This window comes from Legionella sp. JM-2024 (genome assembly GCF_055389095.1).
Window position 1 is genome coordinate 2,282,313 of the sequence record NZ_AP039388.1, and the last position, 18,588, is coordinate 2,300,900.

The following is an 18,588-nucleotide window of genomic DNA, read 5'->3' on the forward strand; positions in this document are numbered from 1 at the left end:
CGGGCCATTCCTGTAAGTTATTCGATGAATTTAATTAAAATAAGGTTTCAATGTGTATTGCACATCGAGATTTAATTTACCTGTATTCGGATCAATAACACTCACAGTGTCACCTAGATAACCAATAGCCCAGAAATACACGTTATTTGTTCCGATACCACTTTGGGTGAGGTATGGCATCAATGCTTGTGTAAAAAAGTTTTTTCCTTCAAAGGATTTCCAGGAGGCTTCGCCTAAAACTATTGGGTACCCTGCCTTGTATAGAAAACCCCAACTCCAGTCAAAGCGCAGATCACTGGCATCACCTGGAGCGGTCTCCCAACCAGCCACTTCTCTGGGGTAAACGTGAGGAGAAAAAACAAGATGACCGTTATTCCCCATGGTATCATCACCTAGTAACCAACTGATTATTTTTGTGTCAATGCCAGTAGCTGCTTGTCGTAATTCATTACTAAATTTTTGTACATCAAATTGAGCTATGTTTTTTCTAGCCAAATCCTTATTCAGCAAAGGCTTAAAGTCTTCCCCCCAGTTACCCTTGAAAGAAACAACGTCCTGATTGTCACCACAACGCTCCGGGTCACGCCAATGTGAATAACCTGAATCCTCTCTAATATTCGCTGTTGGAACACAGATTGTAGGGTTATCCATATCATCATTACCACCTCCTGGCCCTTCAACAAATAACAACAGATCAGGATTGGTCTGATGCACTGCCTTGGCAGCAGTGGCTATCACTTTTGTCCATGATACCTGTCCATTTCTGCTCTTAAACCAACTTAACTGATAAGGTTCATTAAAAACATCAATACCGATGACATTGTCCAGACCACGTTGTTTAATTTCCCGGGAAAGCAGAGTCAAATCCTTCGCATACTGAGTCATGTCATAAACAGTACCGTCTCTCATTCCATCCCCATAACCATAGCGATGATGGAAATCAATCATCACATTAATTTGATGTTTTTTCATTTCAGCGAGTACTGTCCAAAACGCTTGCTTCGGACTCATCGCTTTTTCGCAGGCCTGGCCATTAGACTGCCAGGTCTTACAAAAAAGACCATTACCAGCTTCAGGGTGTCCTTTATCTGAGAGCCACTTACCTAAATCCACTTCACCTGTTTCATCATAAAGTACTCCAGGCTGCATTGGTAAGCGTACCGTCTTAAACTGTACTGCTGTGCTGCTGTTAACGCCTGAATCAGCCATATCACCTGGATGAGTCAATAAATCCATCAAACCGTTACGAGTTTTGGATTGCGGCATCGTGATATTATAGAAGGGGTTACTCTGCAAACCTTGGAAAACATTGGTGTCCTGAAATCCTGACCAAGATACCCCATTAATGGCAACTTGATTACCATCTTTGTCATAAATATGACCTTGAGCAGTGTAATAAGCATTGGCATTTAATGCCAATCCAAACAATAAAAACCAACTGATATGTTTAAATAATTTCATTCACTTTTTCCTCATTAAAATAACAATAAAGTTATTGTTCAGTAGGTCAAAAGCTCATTATTTAACCACGAAATTATAATATTTGAACAGTATAATCATTAAATTTTCAAAAATATTACAAAAAGACTTAATTCCTTTGAGTAGTAAACGCATTTAAAGACGATGCTCAATTATGATAAAAAACCGAGCCGCGACCCGATAAATCCCCACGAATTTGTACAATTTTAGTAATGCCTCTGTTATCCCTTAGATTCTGTTATCCCTTAGATTCTGTCATCCCTGCGAAGGCAGGGATCCATTTTGCAATGTACATCCTAAGTTTCATTAGGGTATTCTATCCTGCCAACTTCGCAAAAAACTCTACATCATATGGAAAAACAATATTATGTTTATATTCTTGCCAGCAAAAAATATGGAACTTTATATGTTGGCTTTACCAGCAATTTGACTCAACGTATCTATGAGCATAGGGAAAATTTAGTCGATGGATTTACTAAAAAATATCATGTACATGAACTGGTTTATTTTGAAGTTCACTCTAATGTTTATGAAGCAATTACTAGAGAAAAACAAATAAAAAGATGGAAAAGACAATGGAAAATTAACTTAATTGAGTCAAACAATCCTCAGTGGATTAATTTGAGTTACGAACTATTTTGATGGATGGATCCCTGCCTTCGCAGGGATGACTGGATGTAGAGGGATGATAGAGTGTACTGGGATAGCAGAGTCGTTACTAAAATTGTACATTTTTGTGAAGATCTTTCAGGTCGCGCCCCTAAGGGATCGGATAAAATACAGGCTATGGATCAAAAACCATTTTCTCAGAGAAAAACCCATAAATTACAATCAGTTATACACTAGAATCAATGAAATACTGCTGAGCCAAAAGCAAGTCTTCTTTTGTATTAATATCCTGCAAAGGCTCTATACACGCTTCATCCACTTTTATAGCAAAACCTGCCCATAATACTCGTAACTGCTCCAACGCTTCAATTTGCTCCAATGCGCATGGCGGCCAACTGACAAACTCCAGTAAAAAGGCAGCACGATAGGCATACAAGCCAATATGCCGAAACGTGTGTGAATAAGAAATTTTGTCATCCCGATGAAAAGGAATTGCACTTCTCGAAAAATACAGGGCATGATTATCTTGGGTACGTACTACTTTAACCACATTTGGATTGTTCAACATTTCAAAACTATTAATGGGCCAACATAATGTGGCTACTGGCGCTTTCGTGTAAGTTAAGGAATGGGCGACCTGTTGAATCAATTGTGGAGAAATAAATGGCTCATCCCCCTGCACATTCACAATAATATCATCTGCTGCAAAATTCTCCTTGGCAACGACCTCTGCAATACGATCAGTTCCCGTTTGATGTGTAGGCAATGTCATCACCACTTGAGCACCAAATTGGATGGCATGGTTCGCAATCTCTTCATGATCGGTAGCAATAGTTACTGTTTTTGGTTGTGCAAGAAGAGCTTGCTTATAAACCCGTTCAATCACTGTAGTACCATTAATCTCTTGAAGCAATTTTCCTGGAAAACGGGTCGAATGATACCTTGCCGGTATAATCACATGGAAACCAGGGCTCATAATTTGTCTTTCTCTTCCAATGGAATCAAACGCGCTTCCTGCTCTAGCATGACAGGAATATCATCGCGAACCGGAAAAGCAAGTCTATCAAATTTGCAGATGAGTTCCTGTTTTTTAAAGAGCAATTTCCCTTTACACAAAGGACAAACCAGTATTTCCAATAATCTTTTATCCACGTGAATCTCCTTGAGTTACCTGATTGCGCACATATATTGGTTGTGCTTGTGCTACAGAGACAGGTTCAATTCCAGCTTTCTGGGCTAAACGTATCATAGCAGATGCCGTCGGGAAAACAGTTAATGTTTCTCTGATTTGAGATTTTATTTGATCTGAAAAATCATTCCAATACAAATCAATACCAACACCTGCCAAAACAAACGATTTACTATCAGGCAAGTCAATATCTTTCACAGCATTAATCTTATCAGAGGCCAGTAATTGCTGTTCCAAATAACAACCCCAATACATTTCATGCATGCGAGCATCCAGAACAGACAAAACAGGTAAGTTCATATCCCCTTTTATTTCTCGGACAGTCCATGCGATCGATGCCAGGCTACCTACAGGAATGAGAGCCAAATCATTGGCATAAGCCAATCCTTTCGCAACACTGCATGCAATACGCAACCCGGTAAAACTCCCTGGACCACAACCGAAAATGATTCCATCTAACTGGTTAAAACGCAATTCAGCTTGCGCTGTTAATTCATCAATCATGGGTAAAATGAGCTGCGCATGGACTCTTTGACTATCCTGCTCTTTACAAATCATTTCATCACCAGTAAGGATGGCAACACTGGCCAGTTCGGTTGATGTATCAATCGCTAACAGTTTCATAATCCAAAGCCAACTCTTTAATAAAATACAATACTTTTTGTTCGTCACGGGTTCTTGGCAATTGAGGCAAACTGGCCAGAATCGTTCGACCATACTCTCTACCTGTCAAACGTGGATCTGCGATCATTAATAAGCCTTTATCCGTAATATCACGAATTAAGCGCCCTACTCCTTGTTTCAATGCAATCACAGCATTTGGCAGGGACAATTCATCAAAACCAGACAGTCCCTTACTCTTTAAATAGGCCATTCTACCACGAGTCACGGGATCAAATGGGCTGGCAAAAGGCAATTTATCTATAATCACACAGGAAAGTGCTTCGCCTTTTACATCCACACCTTCCCAAAAAGTCGCAGTACCTAATAGAACAGCATTTCCTAATTGCCTAAATCTGGACAGAAGAATAGGTTTCGCTTCATCACCTTGAACTAAAAGTGGATATTTTAAAGTGTTGATCAGCATTTGAGCAACTAGTTTTAACGCTTTATGGCTGGTAAACAGAAAAAAACAACGACCACCACAAGCCTCTATCACCGGCAAAGCTTTTTGGAGCAAAGCGTCATAGTAACCAGAATCTTTAGGATCAGGTAAGCCACGGGGCAAATAGAGCAAAGCCTGGTTCTGGTAATCAAATGGGCTGGGTAATAGTAATGTTATTGCGTTATCGAGTCCCAACGGTTTACAAAAACTATCAAATGACAATGCCATAGTCAGGGTGGCAGACGTAAAAACATAAGTACAACTTTGGCGCGTCAATAATTCGCTAAATGATTCAGCAACATCATGAGGTGTTGCATGAAAAACGAGCGTGTGTTTAAAACGTTCTAGCCATCGAATTTTTTTATTATTCTCCTGAGTAAAAGAAAGAAAAATTGCTTCCAATTCAAGAAGCCGTTCTTTACACCTCCTCAATCCAGGAACTTCTGAAACACTTTCTGTTTCGAAACATTGAACTAACTCATCCTTTAAAGCTAGCCAATTACTCCATGCTTCCATAAATGCTTTGTTACGTTTGACATCTTCCCAACTTATTCGATCGTCACCAGACGGCAAACCATGTAACAATTGCTCAATCAGCTTATCTGTTTTATGACTTAATGATTTTAGAGGTTGATTAACCAAATCCATAATTGGCCATTCACCAATGATATCATCTAATAAATCTCGAAATTGACGAGTGCCTATGCGTTGTCCATTGAAATTGGAAGCAATATCAGCAAGCTGATGTGCTTCATCAAATATCACGACGTCTACGCCGGGTAGCAATTCACCAAAACCTTCCTTTTTTAATTGTGAATCTGCAAAGAAAAGATGATGATTAATAACCACGATATCTGCTTCCATCGCTCGCTTACGTGCTTTGATTAAAAAACAGGTTTCATGATTTGGGCATTCCGCACCGAGACAATTATCAGTGGTGGAAGTCACATAATTCCATGCTTGTGAGTCTTCACTAATTTCAGGTAGTTCAGAACGAACACCATCCTTCATTTGCGACAATTTGTCTCTGACATGCAATACTTCGTGTGCGCATTGAGCGCTTTGAAATTGTCCTTCTTCAGCGTACTTATTGACTCGATATTGACAAATATAGTTGGAACGACCCTTTAAATTCTGGATACGAGCTGATAAGCCCAACGCTCTGACTAAAGTTGGCAGATCCTTTTGAAACAATTGATCCTGGAGGGTTTTGGTCGCTGTAGAGATGAGCGCTTTTTTGCCACTTAGCAGACAAGGTAACAGATAAGCAAATGTCTTACCTGTCCCTGTGCCTGCTTCTGCTACTAAAGTAGATTTATCAACAATGGCCTGAGCAATAGCAACAGCCAAATCAGCTTGTGGTGCTCGTGCCACAAAGCCTGGGATAGCGGTAGATAATCTTCCTTTTTCACTGAGAATTCGCCGACAGGTTTCAGCGAGTGAGGTTATTTCTTCCACTCTTTTTGTAAATGTTGGAGTTTGTCCTTAACCTCTTCCCAATCTTTGGCATCAGAAGGAGCTTCTTTTTTAGCAGTGATATTTGGCCAAACTTTAGAAAGCTCGGCATTTAATTCTTTAAATTGCTGTTGCTCGTCTGTCAAATCATCTTCAGAAACAATAGCATTAACAGGACATTCAGGTTCACAAAGCGCACAATCAATGCATTCATCAGGATGAATCACCAGAAAATTGGGCCCCTCATAAAAGCAATCAACCGGGCATACCTCCACACAATCGGTATACTTACACCGTATACAACTTTCTGTTACTACAAAAGTCATAGCAAGCCTTACAATTTATATTTAGATAAATGATTACTATTAAAGCATAAAATGCTCTGCTGAAGATAGAGGACAATGATATTTTTATCCTCAAGAACCTCATCCAAGTCTTAAGAAAAATAGGCTAATAAAGAAAAGTTTAAATTTCATATTATTGGCAGTGGTGCCAACACCTACTGACAACTACCAACCCTGTAGTTCCGTATAGTTTCTTTCTGCTCATAAAATACACTTGCTGTCTGTGCAAAAAAAGTGCTAAAATGGGCGATTTTATTACTATTTTGTTCAATTTTATTGCTTTGGAGTACCCCATGCCTTTGAATTTACCACCCCAGTCATTTAAGGATTTAACCCCTCTTGTGATTTCATACAATAATGTGTCTAAAGATGACAAGGTTCAAAGATTATTTTATTTGCAAAAAATCAATTACTTACTAAATAAAACCACGCTGAATGACGATTTATACGATTGGATTAATGACCATGGCGAAAGCGGGTGGTTAAAAGAGCTGGCTGAATTTTCCATCAATCCTGATGCCTCTTTCTTTTTAAAAGGAATGCAGTTTGCCAAAGCTATAGCAGAACAGATAAAAAAGGCACCTAAAATAGAAAGCACTGAATTGGATATATACCAACTCATGCAAGAGCGCGATAAGCTGCTCAAGGAATCTGAGTTTGAAAAATGTACCGAACGATTTATTCAAATTAATTTTCTCTTAAATCAGTTCGCTCTTAACGACACAAAAGTAAAATCTGTTATAGAAAAGCAAGAGGAAATTCTGAGGCTAGTTGCCCCAAAAATAAAAGCGATTAAAGGAGAATCCATAGACAATTTAGCGGTTGTTCCCTCATACAAGACAAAAGAACTTGGAACTCATGTGAATAATTTCAATTTTAAATTCACAATGAGCGAATGGGAGGCTCCCTTCGTATTCCGTGTAGAAGACCGACATGAATTAGGCTGGGAGCAAGAACTACATTCCTATGCCGTTTCAAAATATTTTATTGAAGATTATTCAGTTTTTATGATGAAATTCAAAACTGAAAATGGTTCTACCGAATTCAAGCCTGTCATTCTGAGTCAATTTGCTAATCAAAATAATTTGGAAGAAATTGCCAAAAAGTTAAGAGGTGGCGATCAACGCAATATTGCACCGCAAATTGGTTATTATTTTACTCAATTAACTGATTTTTGCTCCAAATTAGAGGATACTCATACTTATCATCCCGATATTAAATTAAGTAATTTTCTGGTTAATAGTTACAGAACCCTCGTTAGTGATAGAAAAACTCTAACCACTAATCAAGAGCCTTTAGCCAGTGAAATTCTCACCAGCCCATTATTTGCTCCTGATGAATTTTTAAAATGTCTTACATTTGATAAAAATGATAACCCTGTAGGGTATAATCGCAATGCCATGTGGAAGCGCATGAATATGCCTCAATTTATGGCCTTTGAACTGGGAATGGCTTTAAAACAGTTCCTGATTTTAACTCAATTGGATCATCTTCCGGAAGACTTTAGAAATCCGGATCGCGATGCAGCATCCTATTTCAAATCACCGTCCAAACAGATTATCAATCTTTCTCTCCTGGTACAGGAATTAACCCGGCGTGATTCAGGTAAACGAATGACCATTAAACAATTCCAGCGTTTACTGAACTACCGTAATTTGCCACCTGATCATTTTTATAATAAAGTCGAAGAAGTTCTCCCCTCCTCTCAATTAGGGATTGAGAAAGACGTTAATGCCTTTAACGAATTATTAAATGGTCAGTTGAAAGGCGAAAAATTACTGAAACGAGCTAATCCTATTTTTACTAAACTTTCCAAAAGTGATCCTAAAGAAACACGGTTAACACGCTTGGCTGAAAAATTAGCAATCAGGTGTTATAATGAAGTTTCTAAACCTTACTATAGCAATCTTTCCGCTTTAATCGAATCAGAAATTCAAAAAGAGACTGATGAAATTAATCAATTATTAAGCAGCTCTTTAAGCAAAAATGAACTCTTAAAGCAAGCCAATCCTATTTTTATTAAACTCTTTGAAAGACAACCTGAAATACCTCAGTTAACAGAGCTGGCAAAACAATTAGCAATAAAATGTTTTAAAGAATCTTCAAAATCTTATTTTACTCAACAATTCCCGGCTTTAATTGACGAGAAGTTGTTAAATAAAGATTGGGAACAAGCTCCCTGGTATAGAAAAGCACTGCATTGGTTGACTTTCGGGTATTACAGAGTGGATAGAATAACAGAAGTTTCCTCAATTAAAATACCATTAACCGAGAAAGGTAAAAAACTTCAGTCTCATTTCCCTCAACTGTTATTTTTACCTATTGAGGAACTTAAAAATATTGAAATCTCTAAAGATAATAAAATAGTAGATTGCATTCTTGCTAACATTAAAAAAGAAAGGGAAAGCAGAGAACAAGAAACTCCATCTATCAAAATTCCTGTAGATTTAAAGGGTGAAGAATTTCAGTTGCACTTCCCCCAACTTGAGTTTGTGCCTTCCAAGGATTTTGAAAGCATAGGTGAAAAAGAAGGGGAGCATCTTGAGGCATATATTTATGCTAATCTTAAAGAAATACTCCCTCATAGCAGTAATGAATCATCTGAAAACGATAGTGAATTCGATTTGGATGTTGAAAATTGTGGAACCGTTAATATTATAGAAGCTCCAGAAGTTACTGAGAAAAAACCTCAAGATAAAGACAATGATGGTGGAATCAAAAAAAATGAAGCACAAAAAAGCGGGCCGACAGTTGATGCAAAACCTCCAGTAAAAGATTCAACCCCGGATGCCAATGCACAGAAGGAAGAAGAAAAAGGCAAAGATGCCAAGAAGACCATCCCATCCAAGCATTCTGTGCACTTCTTTGATGCTAAAAAATCTGAATCTTCAAAAGGGGAAGAAGCTCCCATAGTTGAAACCCCTCCACAGAAGAAAAAACAAATGTGCAGAATAGATAGTGTTAGAACTACTCTTTTCCGAGGAGACGGTAGCCATGGTCATGGACATAAAGGACAAAAACCTAAGCTATCTGACATAGTTTGGGAAGCTCCCAGAGTTCAATAATAATTGAACTCTGTTTTCAATTATTGGATTAAGCCATTCTGTAATATTGAGGGTGGCTTAATTTATAACCCGAAGACAGTTATGTCACTTCATTTCATTTTTTGTTCTGTTCAATTTATCTTTATTCAAAAAAGACAATTACTTGTCAAATTTTAAATTCTTTTGCTTTATTTTTTTCCAAGATAAAAAATTACACCAGATCTTTACCAATAGTGTAAAACTCTGTCTATATTTATAGATAACAAGAGTTACAAAAAACGAAATAAGTCTGGTTGATTCTATAAGGAAATAGACAGGTATCAACATAGAACAATGGAGTGATTATGCCAGTACATGAAAGGCGTCAGCATTTTCGTATCGATGATCATGTTTATTTTGATTATCGGATTATTGCACCAGGAGAATTTTGTTCTGATACGGAAATAACCAATCAGTTATTGGGTGAGCATGGGCAAAAATACATGGAAGCATCTCAATATTTTCAAAGTATTGATTATGAACTGGCTGAACTAACCCAAGCCATAGCAGTTAAAGAGCCTGCTTTAGCTCATTATCTTAACCTTTTAAATGCAAAAATTGACTATCTGTCACGACAAATGTTAATGGCCAGTAAAATTCAATTACGAAAGGTAAACATCAGCTTAGGTGGCATGGCATTTAAGACGACAGAGCAGATTAAAGAAAAATCCAACATAAAAATTATCATTTACACAAAACCTAAAATGATACCTATTATAGTCGATGCCATAGTAGTCTATAGCCAATACCAAAGTGAAACTCATTACCGCACTGCAGTAGCTTTTTGTAACTTGACGAATGAACAAGAACAACTGCTTTCCCAACATATTTTACAAGCCCAGATAAAAAGTCGTGCTGATTAAAATGAAAGCTCTGTAGATTGCAACTGTTTTTTCTAGGATAATGTTTCTTTTATTAAAAGAAAGAGGTTATCCATGGGAAAAACGGTATTTTGCTGCAAATTAAAACAGGAAGCAGAAGGCTTGGAAAAACCGCCCTTTCCTGGTGAGCTAGGGGAAAAAATTTTTAATGCCGTATCAAAACAAGCATGGAATATGTGGCTGTCCCATCAAACCATGTTAATCAATGAATATCGTCTGAATTTAATGGAAGCCAAGGCACGTGAATTTTTGAAAGAAGAAATGCAAAAATACTTTTTTGGTGATGGTTCGGAAAAACCTTCTGGCTATATAGAAATAAAATAAAGGATTCATTTATGTTTCATGATTTGTTGGAATTTAACGAAGAAGTGCTTGATGCCATCAATAACCAAATGCCCATTGTTGCCCTGGAATCGACGATTATTTCTCATGGAATGCCCTACCCCAATAACTTAACTACCGCCATTGAAGTTGAGAATATTATTCGCAAACAAGGAGCCATTCCTGCCACTATTGCACTTCATCAAGGAAAAATTCACATTGGTTTAACGAACAAGACTATGGAGCATTTGGCTTCCTCAAAAGAAGTAATCAAAGCATCTCGCAGAGATATTTCCTTCATTTTGTCCCGTAAAATGACAGCCAGCACTACGGTAGCAGCCACCATGTTTTGCGCGCAGATTGCCAACCTGCCATTATTTGTCACTGGTGGGATTGGCGGTGTTCATCAGGATGTCACCATCAGTTTTGACATTTCAGCCGATCTGATAGAGCTGTCCACCACTCCGGTCACCGTAGTTTGTTCAGGGGCAAAATCCATTCTTGACCTCCCAAAGACCCTTGAAGTTCTGGAAACATTTGGTGTACCTGTCATAGGCTATGGCACGGATGAATTTCCTGCATTTTATAGCCGATCCAGTGGAATACCCGTCCCACATCGATTAGATTCTGCTAAAGAAGTGGCTAAGCTCATGTTCCTTCAACGCCAACTGAACATGAAAAATGGAATTGTGATAGCAAACCCTATCCCGGAGTCAGCTGAATTATCAGACGATGAAATTGCGCCCTACATTAAACAAGCGAATAAAGAGGCAAAACACATTAAAGGGCAGGCACTGACTCCTTTCCTGTTAAAACGCATCACGGAATTAACCGCTGGTAAAAGTTTGGAAGCCAATATTGAACTGATAAAAAGCAATGCTTTGTTAGGAGCACAAATCGCAATCGCCTATCAAGAAAAATTATTTTCAAAAAAAACCTAATCAACACTTGACTCAAAACCCATCTCGGAGTTTAATAGCAAGCCTTGAGTGGCCAGATAGCTCAGTCGGTAGAGCAGAGGACTGAAAATCCTCGTGTCGGCAGTTCGATTCTGCCTCTGGCCACCATTAGAATTTTCCCAAACTCCTTAAAATCCAGTGTGAGGATTTTGTAGGGCACATACAACCACAAAGTTATCTGTTCCTTAGATTATTATAATCTGCAATTATAAAATTCAGACCACCTAAAACATTGAGTTTTCATTTTTAGAACTAGAGGGGATTACCTGCAAAACATCCCAATGCTCTAAAATTTTACCACTTTCAGATAACCTAAAAATATCAATACCAGCATAATCCTTATCTCCTGGCCACTCTTGCAAGCAGTGCAAAACAACAAAGTTATTTTCTGCAATGACTTTCTTAAATGTGACTTTCTTACCAGGATACTCCTTCGCCATTCTCCTAAAATATTCAATGAAACCATCTTTACCATCTTTCACATGCGGATTATGTTGAATATATGTATCCCCTACATATTTATCTATAGCTTCAGCTGGCTTATTTTTGTTGAACATTAGATCGTAAAATTCAACAACATTCTGTTTGTTTCTTTCAAGAACATTCACTGTAAATTCCTTTTTGTGTGTTAAATTTGGTAAACTGACAGATACAACTACAGGAGTACCAAGAAGCATTAAAAAATAAATAATTATTTTTTTCATCTCAAACAAATCCTAATCTAAATTAATAGATCCATTTTAGCGAGCGTAGCCCGTATTAGCGTAGCGTAATACGGGATGGATCTTTGAGAATACCCCGTATTACGACTTCGTCTAATACGGGCTACGCTATCTATGTGATCTCAATCTTATAGCGAGCGTAGCCTGGGTGTAGGCACAAAAGGCCTGAACCCGGGTTTCACTTCGTTTCACCTAGGCTATACAACCGCTAAGGCCTTTGTTATGTAGTTGAACAAAACAAACAACTTATTAATATCAAATTCAATTACTGTTGTTGGTACTATAATACCATTTTCATTTTTGGTAGACTCTGGTTTCGTTGATGTTTGCAAATTTCTGTATAATTTGATGTTTTTTTCAAGTCGTTTAGGAACATTTGTATTTAAGTTTTCTAGTGCATCTGAATGATTAGTACCAAAAGGGAAAATTGCTAACAAGTTAGTTTCTAGCCTAGATTTTTGACTATTACATTTTGTACATAATGGGGCTTTTGGTAAATTATCCCTTCTCTTATCTAAATCTTTTAGACATATCAAAAGTTATGATTAACATTTGTATATTACTATATCAATATGGGTAAAATGAAGTGAATCACGTGGTTTGGTTTCACAGGTGTAAACCCAAATCATGTAGGATTATGTCAGTTTGTCAAATTTTAATTTTTTATGTAAAAGCGTAACAACTATCTTGAATTTTTAGCCCAATATTAAAATATCAGAAGCTAGATGGGTCTATAATTAAACAATATATAAGCCTTTTATAGGCTAAGGAGAGTACATCATGAAGATGCTACTCGCAATTATACTTTTTACTCATTCCATAATAGCTTTTGCAATGAATGAGATTTGGTTACAAGATACTGATTGTATGGTGATGAGATCAAATGGTTTCGATGTGCAATCAAAGCATGGAACACTTATAACTTACATTTGTACTAAAAATAGCACATTAATAACATGCTCAAATACATCAAAAAATGACCTCATGCATGAAAATAAACCATCGGTAATAACTAACTATATTGTAATAATTAAAGATAAAGACATTGCTGTTTGGAAGGCTTCATCTCATGAAGGAATTATTATTTTAGATCTTAAAAATAAAAGATATTCGGTAACCTCTACACACATTTTAGATGAAGGTCTTTTTAATAAAAACTGTGTTGGTGCAATTAAAAATTATTAAAACATATAAGGATTAGCGAGCGTAGCCCGTATTAGCGTAGCGTAATACGGGATGGATCTTTGAGAATACCCCGTATTACGACTTCGTCTAATACGGGCTACGCTATCTATGTGATCTCAATCTTATAGCGAGCGTAGCCTGGGTGTAGGCACAAAAGGCCTGAACCCGGGTTTCACTTCGTTTCACCCAGGCTATACAACCGCTGGATAAATTACAAAGGCCATTAAAAATTTAGACACATTTAAGCAAGCGTAGGCCTTCAAAGAAGTGGTGCAATTCCATTGTTTTTATTGACAGCGAGCGTAGCCTGGGTGTAGGCATAAAAGGCCTGAACCCGGGTTTCACTTCGTTTCACCCAGGCTACAACCGCTTTTGACCATTCAGGTATTTCAATACGCATAACCGGACGTATTGTAAGTTGCTGTGAAGCTTAGCTCATCCCTAAACGAATAAGAAGCATATAGAAAAATTTAAGTTCAATTTATGAGAAGCATGCAATTTCGCATCACTAAATACAACCTAATCTGGGCAATCCAAAAAAAGAACACCGCCCAAAGGATAACTCTATACTTTTAAAGTATTACTCGTAACAGAGCCATCTAATGTATCTTCAGTTTTTTTAGATTCAGGGGATGACGGGATAGTAGGTGATGTATTGAATAAAGTAGGTACTAGAGTACTTGATATTGATAACTTGGCAACTGAGTTGTTGCATTGCTTTAATTTATTTTGTTCTTGATTTCTACATTCGACAACTTTTTCTTTGCAAGATATTAACAAATCTCGTTGTTGGGCTAACAAGTCTTTTCTTTGATTTAATTGATTATTTAACTTTAAGGCCGTTTGTTTATAATGTTTTAATTCGCTGTCCACTACATGATAGTGGGGACGTAATTTATCCTGATTACGGCCAAAGCGGGCGGCAGAGTGATTTTGGGCGTAATCATTTAAATTACTAACTAATCGATCATTTCCATCATATACATAATAGGTTCCCTGTTCCTCACGTATTTGATGGTCTCGAGGAATGAAGTTAAAATATAACGCCTGATTGATATCCATAGTTACTTGATGATTCTTATCAAAGAAATAGATTTGATTATTTGCCAGTGCTTGTATAAATTGCGGTGATTGGCGATAAAAATCTAATTTTTTTGCATAATGGAATTGCTTGTCCTGTCCGATGAATAAGTGTTTGCTCACCTGGGGAAGGTAACATGCTTGTTGATGATTGGAGCAAGCTTCTCCATTCTCGTCGAATGCATGGAGTAACTGATCTAATTCAAATGATTGATTGCCCAATCTGGATAATCGCAATATGGGTGGTAAATTTTCACGGCACTCAAGTTGATAACCATTTTTTAAAGCATACAAACCATGAAATAAATCATATTGTTCTTTGATATGTGCTTTAGCGTGCTTTAATCCTTCAAGTTGCAGGTGATCCTGCTGATTGTTACCTGAGTTTGAACTCGCAACTAATTTTGCAATTTCACAATTGATGTTGTCTAATCTAGCATTTAATTCATCCAGGCAAGTCGAATCAGTATTTTCCAAGTTATTATATATGTTATGAAAATTGTTTTGGGGATCAGCAAATACAGCTGAAAAATGCTCAATTCTTTGATCTAGAAGCTCAATATGTCGTCGGTTTTCTTCCAATCTATTTTCAATATGTTTTAATTCTTTGTTTTTATTTACGATTTTTTCATTCAAAGATTGGATCATGAAGTTATATGTATCAATTTCTGTATGATAATATTCTTTTGGTCTTTTAATTTGGTTTTGATTAGCTATTTCATATAAGTATATTCGAGCTTTATATTCTTTTTCTTTCTGCAAGGAAAGTAACAACATCACTAATTGTCGAAGTTCCCTAAAGTGTAATTTCGTTTGCAGACGTGAATTCTCTTCCATTTGAGCATGCTGTTTCAATACTAATTCTTTACACATACCTAAAATGACTTTTCCAGCCGGTGATTTCAAAAATTTAATCACATCATGATTTGATTGTAGCCCTGTGATTTGTAGCAAATTTACGGAATGATCTTTGAGTGTATGTTTCGCATCAGCTAATTTTAGAGCTGCACTCAAATAAACATTTATCAATCTGGTTTCTTTGTGGATAAATAGGTTGTCAGTCATGCAAACATAGATAGAATAAAAGATACATGTAGTATACTTTATATTCACATTGTATTCAATAAGGTGTGTATGTTTATTATGCAATCTTATTTGACTTCGTTCTTTAGGTCTTGAAATACTGACGTAGTCAAGCAATGGTGGTTTTTCAACTCATTGATTTGCAAATGCAAACCATATACAATGTGCTTGATTTTAACGCACTGGATAAATAAATTGCACTCCTTCATCCTTAAGTCCAAATCCTTACGTTTTTTTAATCTTGTTTTTATTGCTCTAGTCCTATCTTTCTGTTTATTAGCTAATGCCAGTGCAGCAGGAATTGAGCGTTATGACTTCGGGAATATGGCCTCAAAGGTGACTAAAGCCTGGGATCAAGATGTTGCGCTTTATGTCGCTAAACGATTTGCTGCAGAAAATGGTTTTGATGAAAAAGAGATAACAGTCAAAAAATTAAATGCAGGGGCGACTAACCATTTTATATATTTGATGTTTATCAATAATCAATTGAAGTTTGTTATCAAAGGATTGGGAACGGAAAAAGAGGCAGAGGCATTGTTTGCTTTACAAAATTACTCAAAAATTCCTGATATTCAAAATAATCCACAAGCAGCTACTGTTACATTAAGTAAAATCATCAATTCATATGAAGTGAAGAATGATTGGAAGACTTATTACTTTGCAATTTTAGAAGCAGCTCAAGGAAAGGAATTATTTAAGATAATGACTTATGAATTGCTACAACATAAAGATATTAACACCTTAAAAGATGTTTTTTATCGAATAGGGCAACAGACGAGTGAATTACATAAAACGATTATTGGGCGTGATCAATTTATCACACCAAGAGATTTAGTGACCGTTATTCATGATGATTTTCACCCTGAAAATACGTTTTATAATCTTGAAACCAATATATTCTCTTTAATTGATAATGAAAGCATGGGGGATAGTATTACAGATCCTTTACCCATTATTAGAGAATTATATGGGTTTTATGAAGTTCCTATCATTCGCTGGCCCTCAGAAAAAATAACCGTTGACCTCTTAAAGGATGCTGATCCTCATGATATAGCCAGTATCTATTACAACTTTGTTCTCGGTATGGCATCGGTGTATCAAGATTCTCAAGATGCAAAAAGAGTGTTAATTGAGGCTATTATTGATTTAAATAATATGGCCATTGCCTTTCTGAAGGATAGATATTCTGAGCCATGGATGTTTAACCCAAGCGATAAACATGAAGCACATATTGTCTGGGGCAAGTTATCAAAAGTCGCTGCTAACTCGCAGCTAGCGGAACTCTATATCACTAAATTAACCATTATTAATACTGACTTACAATCCCTTTCTGGACTTTAAACACTAGCCGAGGGTGGGTGCTCAGGTTGCTCCTCGTCCTCGGATTTTAATTGCTTAAGGCGGTATTTCATCATTGAAATAACTTAAAATTTATTCTTTTCAGTACTGCGTGACTTTGCAATTGGTAGACTCTGTCCATCAAGGTAAGCTTCATCTAAAGACAAAGGTTCTATAATATCGGTATATTCCTCAAACAAGACTCTGATGCATTGACATTTGTACATTGATGAAAAACATCTTGGTAAAAGATGAATCATCGGATTAACTTCTAATCCTACAAGAAGTTTGACAAACTATAAACAGACTTATCCACAGAAAATGTGGATAACTTGAATGAAAATATAGGTATTAAAAAATGATATAAATCATATACAATAAGGGTTCTTATAGTGTGCTGATAAATCATTCATTATTGGGTACAATAAGATATCCACAGACAAGGGATAAGAAAAAATAACTTAGACCTAACTATCTTATACAAATAAAAAATAAAAAAACAGTCTTGACTCGAACTATTTTTACTTTTTATTTTGACCAGCTGTTTGATTAAACTTTTTGCTTAAACGATAACCCTTCTGCTTTAGTGAGATTTTTAAATTCGGAACCGTAGCAATCTTGCTTCAAAAAGTTAAAATAGCTACTAGACCTAAGCTTAATAAATAGATAAACATAATATTATGTGAGACTGGTTTATGAGATCTGTAAGGAAATATCAGCTGGATTATTCAATACCGATAAAAACAGCTACTTCGTTAACGTTGCTATAAGTCTCAAAATCCGTCATAAAACAACGTTTATATAAACTATCTACTGTGAAATAATCCCATACTGTCTCCCATACATCAATGATAGCTTTGGGCATTTCTCCCTTACCCTTAAAGACAAGATATTTTCCAGATTTGATTTTTACAATGCTCGATTCTTTGTTCACATTCTCACCAATAACACCAGCAGTAACGGTATAGAAACCATTTACATCAGATTCATAATCTGAATAAACACCAAAAACAGCTTCATCAATTGCAAGATTGCTTGAATAAAATTGCTGCCACAATTTAGACAATTTCGCCACTTTTTCATCGAACTCAATACTATTTTTAGTTCGAACTGAAAAACCTATTACTGTAAAACTTTCAACATACTTCACTCTTGGCTGCTTTAATGACATTTAAATAACTCCTGTTAGTCGTTGTTTTTGATTTGAGTGGTCTCATTGATAGTATCGAACGTAGTTTACTGACATAGCTGACAGTTTCTGTCAGTAGTGTGAACTTATTTACTGATCAGAAACAATAGGCAACGGGGTCAAATCTTCCTCTTTTACCCCATCCAAACCATCTACTACTTTACTAATTCTCGAACCTTGTTATTTTACTTCAAATTGGAAAATGGAAAGGCCTGACCATGACACTTTTGTTTATTCATATGGAACCTCATCAAATGATGTACTAGAAACTAATGAGTAGAGACACTAGAGCTTGATTGAAGTAATTTGGTCACTCTGCACTAATAAATGTTTGCATCTCTTAATAACATTTTCTTGATATCTTTTAAATAGGCTTCTTCTTCATCATCAACCAAATCAAGTTTGCTTTCCTCTGACAAAGCAGTTGTTAATTTTCCAATCAAATATTTTAAACGTTTAGCAACTAACGATCTTGGAAACTGACAGGTATCTGCAAAATCGGCTAACTGATAAACAGTAACATTATTGCCATCAAATTCATCTCCTAACGTTTATGTTCTTTGCGC

17 protein-coding genes, 1 tRNA gene and 1 pseudogene are annotated in these 18,588 nt (G+C 36.5%); 8 read left to right on the forward strand and 11 right to left on the reverse strand.

The window, feature by feature from the left end; translation table 11 throughout:
• Positions 1-30: 30 nt before the first annotated feature.
• Positions 31-1,461 carry a cellulase family glycosylhydrolase gene (locus ACZ5EK_RS10075; protein WP_464429369.1) on the reverse strand — a complete coding sequence of 477 codons (1,431 nt, stop codon included), beginning with the start codon at positions 1,459-1,461 and terminating at the stop codon, positions 31-33.
• A gap of 369 nt (positions 1,462-1,830) precedes the next feature.
• Here ACZ5EK_RS10075 and ACZ5EK_RS10080 point away from each other — a divergent pair, with 369 nt between their 5' ends.
• Entirely contained in the window at positions 1,831-2,121 is a 291-nt protein-coding gene (locus ACZ5EK_RS10080) for a GIY-YIG nuclease family protein (RefSeq protein ID WP_464429274.1), read from the forward strand.
• A 193-nt stretch (positions 2,122-2,314) separates the two neighbouring features.
• Here the strand turns inward: ACZ5EK_RS10080 and kdsB are convergent, their stop codons facing one another.
• The 5 genes from kdsB to fdxA are packed head-to-tail and all read right to left on the reverse strand — an operon-like array spanning position 2,315 to position 6,163.
• A complete protein-coding gene (gene kdsB / locus ACZ5EK_RS10085) occupies positions 2,315-3,064 on the reverse strand; it encodes a 3-deoxy-manno-octulosonate cytidylyltransferase (RefSeq protein ID WP_464429370.1) in 750 nt (249 codons plus the stop codon).
• Positions 3,061-3,240 carry a Trm112 family protein gene (locus ACZ5EK_RS10090; RefSeq protein WP_464424214.1) on the reverse strand — a complete coding sequence of 60 codons (180 nt, stop codon included), beginning with the start codon at positions 3,238-3,240 and terminating at the stop codon, positions 3,061-3,063. Before ACZ5EK_RS10090 ends, kdsB begins: the two co-directional genes overlap by 4 nt.
• Positions 3,233-3,904 carry a tRNA (adenosine(37)-N6)-threonylcarbamoyltransferase complex dimerization subunit type 1 TsaB gene (gene tsaB / locus ACZ5EK_RS10095; RefSeq protein WP_464432485.1) on the reverse strand — a complete coding sequence of 224 codons (672 nt, stop codon included), beginning with the start codon at positions 3,902-3,904 and terminating at the stop codon, positions 3,233-3,235. Before tsaB ends, ACZ5EK_RS10090 begins: the two co-directional genes overlap by 8 nt.
• A complete protein-coding gene (locus ACZ5EK_RS10100; RefSeq protein ID WP_464429371.1) occupies positions 3,882-5,840 on the reverse strand; it encodes an ATP-dependent DNA helicase in 1,959 nt (652 codons plus the stop codon). Before ACZ5EK_RS10100 ends, tsaB begins: the two co-directional genes overlap by 23 nt.
• Positions 5,828-6,163, reverse strand: coding sequence for a ferredoxin FdxA (fdxA, locus tag ACZ5EK_RS10105; RefSeq protein WP_464424217.1), 336 nt, complete (start codon positions 6,161-6,163; stop codon positions 5,828-5,830). Before fdxA ends, ACZ5EK_RS10100 begins: the two co-directional genes overlap by 13 nt.
• Positions 6,164-6,423: 260 nt before the next feature.
• Between fdxA and ACZ5EK_RS10110 the strand changes: the two genes are divergently transcribed.
• The 5 genes from ACZ5EK_RS10110 to ACZ5EK_RS10130 all read left to right on the forward strand — a co-directional run bounded on the left by ACZ5EK_RS10110 (position 6,424) and on the right by ACZ5EK_RS10130 (position 11,533).
• A complete protein-coding gene (locus ACZ5EK_RS10110) occupies positions 6,424-9,246 on the forward strand; it encodes a Dot/Icm T4SS effector kinase LegK7 (RefSeq protein WP_464429372.1) in 2,823 nt (940 codons plus the stop codon).
• Between the two features lie 323 nt (positions 9,247-9,569).
• Entirely contained in the window at positions 9,570-10,127 is a 558-nt protein-coding gene (locus tag ACZ5EK_RS10115; RefSeq protein WP_464429373.1) for a PilZ domain-containing protein, read from the forward strand.
• Between the two features lie 72 nt (positions 10,128-10,199).
• The gene (locus ACZ5EK_RS10120; protein ID WP_464429375.1) at positions 10,200-10,469 is read left to right on the forward strand and encodes an oxidative damage protection protein; all 270 of its coding nucleotides are present in this window, start codon (positions 10,200-10,202) and stop codon (positions 10,467-10,469) included.
• An 11-nt stretch (positions 10,470-10,480) separates the two neighbouring features.
• Entirely contained in the window at positions 10,481-11,407 is a 927-nt protein-coding gene (locus ACZ5EK_RS10125; RefSeq protein WP_464429376.1) for a pseudouridine-5'-phosphate glycosidase, read from the forward strand.
• Positions 11,408-11,457: 50 nt separating this feature from the next.
• Positions 11,458-11,533 (forward strand) — tRNA-Phe (locus ACZ5EK_RS10130).
• 116 nt (positions 11,534-11,649) lie between these two features.
• Here ACZ5EK_RS10130 and ACZ5EK_RS10135 read toward each other — a convergent pair.
• On the reverse strand, positions 11,650-12,129 hold the full coding sequence (locus ACZ5EK_RS10135) for a nuclear transport factor 2 family protein (protein WP_464429377.1): 480 nt from the start codon (positions 12,127-12,129) through the stop codon (positions 11,650-11,652).
• Between the two features lie 798 nt (positions 12,130-12,927).
• Here ACZ5EK_RS10135 and ACZ5EK_RS10140 point away from each other — a divergent pair.
• Positions 12,928-13,332, forward strand: coding sequence for a hypothetical protein (locus tag ACZ5EK_RS10140; protein ID WP_464429378.1), 405 nt, complete (start codon positions 12,928-12,930; stop codon positions 13,330-13,332).
• A gap of 259 nt (positions 13,333-13,591) precedes the next feature.
• Here ACZ5EK_RS10140 and ACZ5EK_RS10145 read toward each other — a convergent pair whose 3' ends face one another.
• Positions 13,592-13,732, reverse strand: coding sequence for a hypothetical protein (locus tag ACZ5EK_RS10145; RefSeq protein ID WP_464429379.1), 141 nt, complete (start codon positions 13,730-13,732; stop codon positions 13,592-13,594).
• Positions 13,733-13,896: 164 nt separating this feature from the next.
• Complete coding sequence (locus ACZ5EK_RS10150) at positions 13,897-15,477, reverse strand: hypothetical protein (protein ID WP_464429381.1); 1,581 nt, start codon at positions 15,475-15,477, stop codon at positions 13,897-13,899.
• Between the two features lie 213 nt (positions 15,478-15,690).
• On the opposite strand from ACZ5EK_RS10150, the gene ACZ5EK_RS10155 reads away from it, so the two are divergent.
• The gene (locus ACZ5EK_RS10155; protein ID WP_464429382.1) at positions 15,691-16,836 is read left to right on the forward strand and encodes a serine kinase; all 1,146 of its coding nucleotides are present in this window, start codon (positions 15,691-15,693) and stop codon (positions 16,834-16,836) included.
• Positions 16,837-17,557: 721 nt separating this feature from the next.
• Here ACZ5EK_RS10155 and ACZ5EK_RS10160 read toward each other — a convergent pair.
• Both ACZ5EK_RS10160 and ACZ5EK_RS10165 read right to left on the reverse strand, forming a co-directional pair.
• Complete coding sequence (locus ACZ5EK_RS10160; RefSeq protein ID WP_464429383.1) at positions 17,558-18,004, reverse strand: GyrI-like domain-containing protein; 447 nt, start codon at positions 18,002-18,004, stop codon at positions 17,558-17,560.
• A 303-nt stretch (positions 18,005-18,307) separates the two neighbouring features.
• A pseudogene (locus tag ACZ5EK_RS10165) lies at positions 18,308-18,570 on the reverse strand (HipA domain-containing protein); the annotation flags it as partial.
• Positions 18,571-18,588: the final 18 nt, after the last annotated feature.

What these genes read in the sequence shown, in the direction of transcription:
- ACZ5EK_RS10075 (WP_464429369.1), bottom strand. Translation starts at nt 1,461, where the DNA reads ATGAAATTATTTAAACATATCAGTTGGTTTTTATTGTTTGGATTGGCA.
- ACZ5EK_RS10080 (WP_464429274.1), top strand. Translation starts at nt 1,831, where the DNA reads ATGGAAAAACAATATTATGTTTATATTCTTGCCAGCAAAAAATATGGA.
- kdsB (WP_464429370.1), bottom strand. Translation starts at nt 3,064, where the DNA reads ATGAGCCCTGGTTTCCATGTGATTATACCGGCAAGGTATCATTCGACC.
- fdxA (WP_464424217.1), bottom strand. Translation starts at nt 6,163, where the DNA reads ATGACTTTTGTAGTAACAGAAAGTTGTATACGGTGTAAGTATACCGAT.
- ACZ5EK_RS10110 (WP_464429372.1), top strand. Translation starts at nt 6,424, where the DNA reads ATGGGCGATTTTATTACTATTTTGTTCAATTTTATTGCTTTGGAGTAC.
- ACZ5EK_RS10115 (WP_464429373.1), top strand. Translation starts at nt 9,570, where the DNA reads ATGCCAGTACATGAAAGGCGTCAGCATTTTCGTATCGATGATCATGTT.
- ACZ5EK_RS10120 (WP_464429375.1), top strand. Translation starts at nt 10,200, where the DNA reads ATGGGAAAAACGGTATTTTGCTGCAAATTAAAACAGGAAGCAGAAGGC.
- ACZ5EK_RS10125 (WP_464429376.1), top strand. Translation starts at nt 10,481, where the DNA reads ATGTTTCATGATTTGTTGGAATTTAACGAAGAAGTGCTTGATGCCATC.
- ACZ5EK_RS10135 (WP_464429377.1), bottom strand. Translation starts at nt 12,129, where the DNA reads ATGAAAAAAATAATTATTTATTTTTTAATGCTTCTTGGTACTCCTGTA.
- ACZ5EK_RS10140 (WP_464429378.1), top strand. Translation starts at nt 12,928, where the DNA reads ATGAAGATGCTACTCGCAATTATACTTTTTACTCATTCCATAATAGCT.
- ACZ5EK_RS10145 (WP_464429379.1), bottom strand. Translation starts at nt 13,732, where the DNA reads ATGCGTATTGAAATACCTGAATGGTCAAAAGCGGTTGTAGCCTGGGTG.
- ACZ5EK_RS10150 (WP_464429381.1), bottom strand. Translation starts at nt 15,477, where the DNA reads ATGACTGACAACCTATTTATCCACAAAGAAACCAGATTGATAAATGTT.
- ACZ5EK_RS10160 (WP_464429383.1), bottom strand. Translation starts at nt 18,004, where the DNA reads ATGTCATTAAAGCAGCCAAGAGTGAAGTATGTTGAAAGTTTTACAGTA.